The 8,328-nt window shown below is 38.2% G+C and carries 9 protein-coding genes; 1 reads left to right on the top strand and 8 read right to left on the bottom strand.

What is annotated here, in order from left to right:
• Positions 1 to 293: 293 nt before the first annotated feature.
• The 8 genes from V6256_RS14155 to iscR all read right to left on the bottom strand — a co-directional run bounded on the left by V6256_RS14155 (position 294) and on the right by iscR (position 6,996).
• A complete protein-coding gene (locus V6256_RS14155) occupies positions 294 to 704 on the bottom strand; it encodes a SufE family protein (protein ID WP_341598877.1) in 411 nt (136 codons plus the stop codon).
• 116 nt (positions 705 to 820) lie between these two features.
• Positions 821 to 1,351 (bottom strand): putative Fe-S cluster assembly protein SufT, encoded by a 531-nt coding sequence (sufT, locus tag V6256_RS14160; RefSeq protein WP_341598879.1) that lies wholly within the window; start codon positions 1,349 to 1,351, stop codon positions 821 to 823.
• A gap of 3 nt (positions 1,352 to 1,354) precedes the next feature.
• Positions 1,355 to 1,705 carry a HesB/IscA family protein gene (locus V6256_RS14165; RefSeq protein ID WP_341598881.1) on the bottom strand — a complete coding sequence of 117 codons (351 nt, stop codon included), beginning with the start codon at positions 1,703 to 1,705 and terminating at the stop codon, positions 1,355 to 1,357.
• A 9-nt stretch (positions 1,706 to 1,714) separates the two neighbouring features.
• Entirely contained in the window at positions 1,715 to 2,932 is a 1,218-nt protein-coding gene (locus tag V6256_RS14170) for an aminotransferase class V-fold PLP-dependent enzyme (protein ID WP_341598882.1), read from the bottom strand.
• Positions 2,933 to 2,943: 11 nt separating this feature from the next.
• Positions 2,944 to 4,203 carry a SufB/SufD family protein gene (locus V6256_RS14175; RefSeq protein ID WP_341598884.1) on the bottom strand — a complete coding sequence of 420 codons (1,260 nt, stop codon included), beginning with the start codon at positions 4,201 to 4,203 and terminating at the stop codon, positions 2,944 to 2,946.
• A 3-nt stretch (positions 4,204 to 4,206) separates the two neighbouring features.
• A complete protein-coding gene (gene sufC / locus V6256_RS14180) occupies positions 4,207 to 4,992 on the bottom strand; it encodes a Fe-S cluster assembly ATPase SufC (RefSeq protein ID WP_341598885.1) in 786 nt (261 codons plus the stop codon).
• A 12-nt stretch (positions 4,993 to 5,004) separates the two neighbouring features.
• A complete protein-coding gene (gene sufB / locus V6256_RS14185; protein ID WP_424141070.1) occupies positions 5,005 to 6,447 on the bottom strand; it encodes a Fe-S cluster assembly protein SufB in 1,443 nt (480 codons plus the stop codon).
• 63 nt (positions 6,448 to 6,510) lie between these two features.
• Positions 6,511 to 6,996, bottom strand: a complete 486-nt coding sequence (gene iscR, locus V6256_RS14190) for a Fe-S cluster assembly transcriptional regulator IscR (RefSeq protein ID WP_424141071.1) — start codon at positions 6,994 to 6,996, stop codon at positions 6,511 to 6,513.
• Between the two features lie 265 nt (positions 6,997 to 7,261).
• On the opposite strand from iscR, the gene V6256_RS14195 reads away from it, so the two are divergent.
• Positions 7,262 to 7,975, top strand: coding sequence for a lipoate--protein ligase family protein (locus tag V6256_RS14195; RefSeq protein WP_341598886.1), 714 nt, complete (start codon positions 7,262 to 7,264; stop codon positions 7,973 to 7,975).
• The last annotated feature ends 353 nt before the right edge of the window (positions 7,976 to 8,328 follow it).

Below are 8,328 nucleotides of genomic sequence, written 5' to 3' on the forward strand. Positions count from 1 at the left end.
AGTATGTGCTTTAGGGATTGGATGAAACTGACCAGTTAATTTTACAGATTGGTATGAGCTTAAGGTTATAACTCGATTTATGAAATGATGAATTAATGATAGTACTTGCTGGAAGGATTTTTTTGTATCAGCACGAGTTAGTGAACGACATAAACTAGTTCGAGTTAAGTGTTAACAATAAATGCTGATCAAGGGTAATCAATATAAAGCTAATAACTTGAAATTTACTGGTAAAGTTTCAAGTTCGATAACATAGCCTTCCTCGCTTTATATTGAGTACCTATTCAATAGATCTAAATAGACGCTTTAGCAATATTCTTAATACGTTCAACGATAGAGCGTAAGCCATTACCTCGGGTAGGGCTTAAATGTTTTTCAAGATCCAGCGATTGGAAGTAATTTGAGATATCAAACTCAACAATTTCTTTTGCTGTTTTATGATCGAATGCTGCCAATACTAATCCAAGTAAACCACGTACAATGATCGCATCACTATCAACGGAAAAAGTAAGTAGCTCACCTTCTGTATCAGGTTGGATCCACACATTACTTTGACAGCCCTTAACAAGACGTTCTGTGGTGCGCCATTTATCATCGAAAGCAGGGAGTTGTTTTCCTAAATCGATAATATATTTATATTTATCTTCCCAGTCGTCAAAAAATGTTAAGTCTTCAATGATATCTTCTGTAGTTGGTAATGACATGGAACCTCTAATATTTATATTTTGTAGACAAGGTAAAAAATCGCAGTTAACTTGTTTGTAAAACAACAAGCTAAGTGCGATTTATTATATTGGATTATGTGCGGTGATGAAAGTGGTTAGAAGAACATACCCGATTCTAGTTGTGCTTCTTCACTCATCATTTCACGTGACCAAGGAGGATCGAACAGTAATTCAACTTTTACATTATCAACATTTGGCACTTTTGCTACACGGTATTCAACATCACTTACTAACACTGGGCCCATTCCACATCCTGGTGCGGTTAAGGTCATATCAATGGAAACCGTTTTGTTGTCTTGATCAATCGAGACTTTATAGATTAAGCCTAAAGAGACTAAGCTAATTGGAATTTCAGGATCATAAATACCGTCTAATGCTTGCCATACCTGATCTTCATCGATTTCATCTTTTCCAAGATCTTCGAAATCAAGTACTTCAGATTGTTGGCCAATAGCCGATGCATCTGTGCCATCAATGCGTAACATATTACCCATCCAAGTCACCGTGTAGTTACCACCTAAACTCTGATTGATAGAGATAAACTCTCCTTCAGGAATAATAGTTGGCTCACCAGTTGGTACTCTTCGTGCAGCACAAGCACGTTCTGTTACTACCATCTTTTGCATTTGTTAGCTCACATTAAAGCTTTCGCCGCAGCCACATTCAGCTACAACGTTAGGGTTGTTATATTTAACAACTTGATTAATACCTTCTGTCACTAGGTCAATCTCTGTTCCTGCGATCATCATCATTGATTTAGCAGCAACTGCGATATCAAAATCAGTGAAATTGATAATAATATCGTCTTCAACTGGTTGCTCTACTATTTCAAGAACATAAGCAAACCCAGTACAACCACTTACTTTGGTACTCAGTCGTATTACACTATCTGGCTTATCGGCCATTTGTGCTGAAAAGTATTTTTCTGCTGCATCAGTTAACAAAATGTTAGCTGTTGGGGCAAATACAGATACGGTCATTAAAAACTCCTAAGACAACATTGTTTTTGCTTTTTTGAGCGCAGCAAATAAAGCATCAATATCATCGAATGTATTATAAATAGAGAAAGAAGCACGTGCGGTGCCCGGTACGTCAAAACGCGACATTAAAGGCTGTGCACAATGATCACCTGTTCTGATCGCAATACCTTGTTGATCTAGTAAAAAGCCAATATCAGCAGGGTGGCCTTGATCGAGTGTAAAGCTCAATACACCCACTTTATTTTTAGCATTACCAATAATGGTTAAGCCATCAAAAGCGTTGGCTTTTTCAGTTGCGTAAGCAAGTAGAGCATTTTCGTGTGCTAACACTGCTTCTTGATCTAGTTCACTGAACCAACGTATTGCTTCAGCCATAGCAATGGCACCACCTACATTAGGTGTGCCAGCTTCAAAGCGGTAAGGGAGTACATTCCAAGTTGCATCTTGTAAGGTGACGGTAGCAATCATCTCGCCACCAGTACGCCATACAGGCCAGTTTTCAAGTACTGACGTTTTACCCCACAGTGCACCGATACCCATTGGACCATAGATTTTATGTGCTGAGAAAGCATAAAAATCACAGCCAATATCTTGTACGTCAGCCCAACCATGTGCAGCACCTTGTGCACCGTCAACTAAGACTAAGGCATTTACTTTTTTTGCCTTTGCTGTCATTGATTTAACTGGGTTAATCGTACCAAGTACATTGGAAACGTGCGGGAAAGCAACGAATTTTGTGTTGTCATTAAGCAAACTTTCGTAAGCAGCCTGATCAAGCTCACCTGCATCAGTCACTGGCACAGTACGGAATGTTGCACCGGCTTCTTTACATGCATGTTGCCAAGTGACTAAGTTAGCATGGTGATCCATTTCAGTTGCGATCACTTCATCACCTGGCGATAATAAAGTACGTAGGCCATTAGCAACAATGTTAATACTTTCCGTTGTGCCTGTGGTCCAAATAACTTCTTCACGTTGCGGTGCATTGATAAATTGTTGAACAATATCTCGTGCATTTTCAAAACGTCGTGTCGCTTGATCCGCTAGGAAGTGAGCGCCACGATGAACGTTTGAGTTGCAAGTTGAGTAATAATCAACCATCTCATCAATCACACACTGTGGTTTTTGTGTGGTGGCTGCGTTATCTAAATACACTAGAGGCTTGCCATTAACTTGACGCTTTAAAATTGGAAATTGGTCGCGAATGGCTAATACATCAAAACTCATTAGGCTCTCTCTTAGTTTACTTTCATTGTAGAGAAACGTTGGCGAATGATTGGACGAACCCATTCAGCTAATACTTTATTTGGCATTAAATCAATTAGCTCATTGATGAAGCCAAAGTTCAATATTATATTCGCCTGTGCACGGCTAATACCGCGTGTTTGTAAGTAATATAACGCTTGTTTATCTACTTCAGCAGAAGTCGCGCCATGAGCACAACGAACGTCATCAGCGTAAATTTCTAATTCAGGTTTTGTATTGATTTCAGCTGTTTTAGAAACAAGTAGGTTACGGTTGTTTAGCTCGGCTAATGTTTTTTGCGCATCACGGTGAATATGAATTCTTCCGTTAAATACTGCTTTAGCTTTACCACCAACAATACAACGCACGTTTTCTTCTGTTGTACCGTTTGGTACAGCATGTTCAACCGTTGCGTGTAAATCGAATAGTTCATTACCATCTAATAAGTAGATTGCATTTAATTTAGCATCTACAAATTGACCTGAATGAATTATATCCGTGTCTAAACGTGATAAATCACTACCGAAAGCAACGATCGTGCTATGCATTGTAGAGTGATCTAACATGTTGAAGTGACAACCACCAACAGACACATTGCTACCAGTTTGTAATGCAAAACGGTAGTGCTCAAGATGTGCTTTTGGTGAGACAAAGTATTCAACAAAAGCTGTATTTAAGGTTTCGCCTTGTGCTTGAACATCTTCAATAACAGCAAGTTCAGCGCCTTCACCCAGTGTCACTTGTACACGTGTATGAGATTCTGCACCTTGACTTAGTAAAGCACTGATGCGTAATGGCTGTTCAATTTTAACACCGGCTTCAACATTTACGATCACAACATCTTGCGCTAGTGCATCGTTAACTAAACCAAATAAATGACGATCTGGTTTTACTTCAGAGAAGTCTGCAACAGCTTGAGTTTGCTGTTGTGCTGCTAGTTCGCTACCCAGTGAGATAGTTAAGCCAGCCGGTAAGTCTGCGTTTAGCAAACTTTTATCTAATTTACCGTTTTTGAAAACTAGTTCAATGGCCGCTAAGTCAGCAATTGCTAGTGGTGTTAAATCACTTGTTGCTTCAACTTCTGTCGCTTTAGTGTTTTGAATTGCACGCAGGGGAGTGTAACGCCAAGCTTCTGTTTTACGAGTAGGCCATTGCGTTGTTGATAGTAACTCAAGTGCGCGGGTACGTTTTGGTGTTAACCAATCATCTATTTTCTGCCCTCGTGAGATGGCACTTTCTAACCATTCGCTCATTTATTAGCCCTCAGTGCTTTCTGCGTCTTCATGCGTTTCTAACCAAGCGTAACCTTGAGATTCTAATTCTAGTGCTAATGACGCATCGCCACTTTTCACGATTTTACCGTCAGCTAATACATGAACAAAATCAGGTTTGATGTAATCTAATAAACGTTGGTAATGCGTTACAACGATAAAGCTACGCTCAGGAGAACGTTGACTGTTTACACCTGCAGCTACCATTTGTAATGCATCGATATCTAGACCTGAATCGGTTTCATCTAAGATACATAGTTTTGGTTTAAGCAGTAACATTTGCATTAATTCGTTACGTTTCTTTTCACCACCTGAGAAACCTTCGTTAACACCACGTTTTAAGAACGCAAGTGGTAAGTTAACTTGTTTACATGCTGCTTTAGCTTGTTTTAGTAACTCAGAAGAAGTGATTGGCTCTTCACCATTTGCTTCACGAATAGCGTCTACTGATGCTTTTAAAAATTCTAAGTTACTTACACCTGGGATTTCAACAGGGTATTGGAATGCTAAGAATAGACCTGCTGCTGCACGTTCTTCAACTTCCATTTCTAGTAAGTCTTTACCATCAAATGTAATGCTACCGCTATCTACTTCATAACCGTCACGGCCAGAAAGGACATAACCCATGGTACTTTTACCTGCACCGTTTGGACCCATGATGGCATGTACTTCACCTGGTTTAATATCTAAATTAAAACCTTTGATTATTTGCTTTTCTTCAATGCTTGCGTATACGTCTTTTATTGTTAATAAACTTTTGTTATCTGACATTTTATATAATCCTTAACCTACAGAGCCTTCAAGGCTAATCTCTAATAATTTACTTGCTTCAACGGCAAATTCCATTGGCAGCTCTTTGAATACTTCTTTACAGAAACCATTTACGATCATTGATACTGCTTTTTCAGGATCAAGACCACGTTGGCGACATAGGAACATTTGCTCGTCACTTACTTTTGACGTCGTTGCTTCATGTTCAACAATGGCAGAAGGGTTACGGCTTTCTATATAAGGGAAAGTATGTGCACCACACTTATCGCCGATCAATAGTGAATCACACTCTGTAAAGTTACGTGCGCCATCGGCTGTTGCAGCCATTTTTACAAGACCACGGTAGCTATTATTACTGCGGCCAGCCGAGATACCTTTAGTGATGATCGTTGATTTGGTATTTTTACCAAGGTGGATCATTTTGGTACCAGTATCTGCTTGCTGTCTACCACGTGTTAATGCCACTGAGTAGAACTCACCAACACTGTCATCACCTTTTAGGATACAGCTTGGGTATTTCCAAGTAACCGCTGAACCAGTTTCAACTTGCGTCCAAGAGATTTTAGCTTTGGTATGACAGATACCGCGTTTAGTTACGAAGTTGTAGATACCACCTTTACCGTTTTCATCACCTGGGTACCAGTTTTGAACAGTAGAGTATTTGATTTCTGCATTATCTAATGCAATTAGTTCAACTACCGCTGCGTGTAATTGGTTTTCATCACGCTGTGGAGCAGTACAACCTTCAAGGTAACTAACGTGACTGCCTTCATCGGCGATGATAAGCGTACGTTCAAACTGACCTGTATTTTGTTCATTAATACGGAAGTAAGTTGATAGTTCCATTGGGCAGCGTGTGCCTTTTGGAATGTATACAAAAGAGCCATCGGTAAATACTGCACAGTTTAGTGCTGAGTAGTAGTTATCTTTACGGCCAACAACACTACCAATGTATTTTTTAACGAGCTCCGGATATTCAACAATCGCTTCAGAGATAGGGCAGAAGATAACACCTGCTTCTTGTAGCTTTTCTCTAAATGTTGTTACAACTGATACAGAGTCAAATACCGCATCAACCGCAATGCCGGCTAGCATTTGTTGTTCGATCAGAGGGATACCTAGCTTTTCATAAGTACGTAGCAATTCAGGGTCAACCTCGTCTAATGACTTAGGTTTATCTTTCATGCTTTTAGGTGCTGAGTAGTAAGAGATAGCTTGAAAATCTACTTTAGGATAATCGACTAAAGCCCAATCAGGCTCTTCCATTTTTAGCCATTCTCTAAATGCACCTAGACGCCATTCAAGCATCCATTCTGGTTCATTTTTCATTTTAGAAATTCGCGTAATAACACTTTCATCTAAACCTGGTTCAAACGTTTCTGATTCGATATCAGAAATGAAACCAGCTTCATATTCTCTTGCTAGTGCTTCATCTATTTCTACTTGCACTGTCATATAAAACTCACTCTTTTTCGGGGGGAGGATAATAATAATCGTTATATCTTTCTTGCTAACTAATTAACCAGCCATTTCATTGGTTTGTAGCATAAATAGTTGGTCATCAACTTTTGGCTCTGTAACTTTATTCACTTTATTATGTGCGTCATTTTGTCTCATCAAATCACCTAGGCTAATTTTACTTAAAAAACCATGTATTTGATCACTTAAATCACACCATAAGTAATGTGTTAAGCAAGTCACGCCATTTTTACAGTCTGCTTTGTTTTTACATCCTGTTGCGTCGATGACTTCATTGACCGCATCCATGATTTGAGCGACATAAATATCGTCAATTGGACGGCCTAATTGATAGCCACCGCCTGGACCTCTAACACTTTTTACTAAAGCGTCTCGACGGAGTTTAGAAAATAACTGTTCAAGATAAGATAAAGAGATGCCTTGTCGTTGTGATATATCTGATAATGACACTGGGCCTTGTTCTGGATGCAATGCAAGATCGAGCATTGCCGTTACCGCATAACGGCCTTTTGTTGTTAAACGCATAAGATCTCCAGTTAGATTATTCTTGAGTCTTAATAGTATCTAAAACCCACTGTTTCAGTCAAGTATTTACTTGATTATTTTAGTCGGGTATTCTACTTTTGTAACAAAAGTATTACAAATCGAATTTTGATGCATTGTCTGACATCTCAAACTTCATCACTGGAGGTTAAAAGGCGAGTTATTCTAAAGCGAAGGTGGCTAATGTACTAGAAAAATAATCATTAAAGCTTTATTTTTTATATAAAATAGGTTGAAAAGCAAGCAGATGGAAACAAATAAATATAAAATTTCACGTTTAACCCATACGAGCACAAGTAATGCTTTTGAAAAAGAGGATGAATTAGTACAGCTTGTACGTAGTGGGAAAGTACAACAAGCTTTACTGCTATGGCGACCATCCGATAAAACATTGGTCTTACCCTCTGGGAATAAATGGCAACAATCCTTTGATTTAATCACCAAGTTAAAAGAGAGAAACTGGGATCTTGTTTCTAGACGCACAGGTGGCGCGCCAGTTCCACAGACAAATGGTGTGATCAACCTTTCTCATATCTATCAATGGAATAACGATACTGCTTATTCTATTCATGTTGGTTATGAACATATATGTGAAATTTTAACTCAGTTTTTTAGTTATTATGATCTCACTCCAGAGGTTCACGAAACACCTTACTCTTACTGTGATGGCAGTTATAACCTTAATATTAATAATCAAAAAATCGTCGGAACAGCACAAAGGGTATTACTAGGACAAAACCAACAGAAAGTGATTTTAGTACAGGCTTGTATATTAATTGATGCAAACATGGAGGAGCTCATTTATCCAGTCAAATTATGTAACCAATTCAATAATAAAGATATTTGTCTCAAGGCTGATGTACACACATGTTTGAAGGAAAATATTCATACACTGCCAACCACAGAGCAATTATATGATCATTTGTTAGCAAGTTTTGTGAGATTTTATAACAATAAATGATGTTACTTTTGTATTGAATTTGATACCTGGAGATCTCAAGTTATTAAAAGGAGTGAAACCCGCGAACACTAATAGATGTTGTGTGCAGTAAGTCATTAATATAATTATAATATTTACTGATTTAGCAAAAATATTTAATGTATTGGTGTTTAGGCTAGCAGTGAGAGAGGTTTATGTTGTCTGTGAATATAAATAACGTTGCTTTAATAAACTCATAATATACTTATTCATTTTCTTTTTAACAGGATAATTACTCATCTTAAACTATAGTGACTATTAAATTGAGTTATAAGTATTAAGTTATACCAATTCCGTTAATTAAGTTTCCAAATTTGTCCAATCTCGATAGCACA

This window comes from Psychromonas aquatilis (assembly GCF_038155185.1).
GTDB lineage: Bacteria > Pseudomonadota > Gammaproteobacteria > Enterobacterales > Psychromonadaceae > Psychromonas > Psychromonas aquatilis.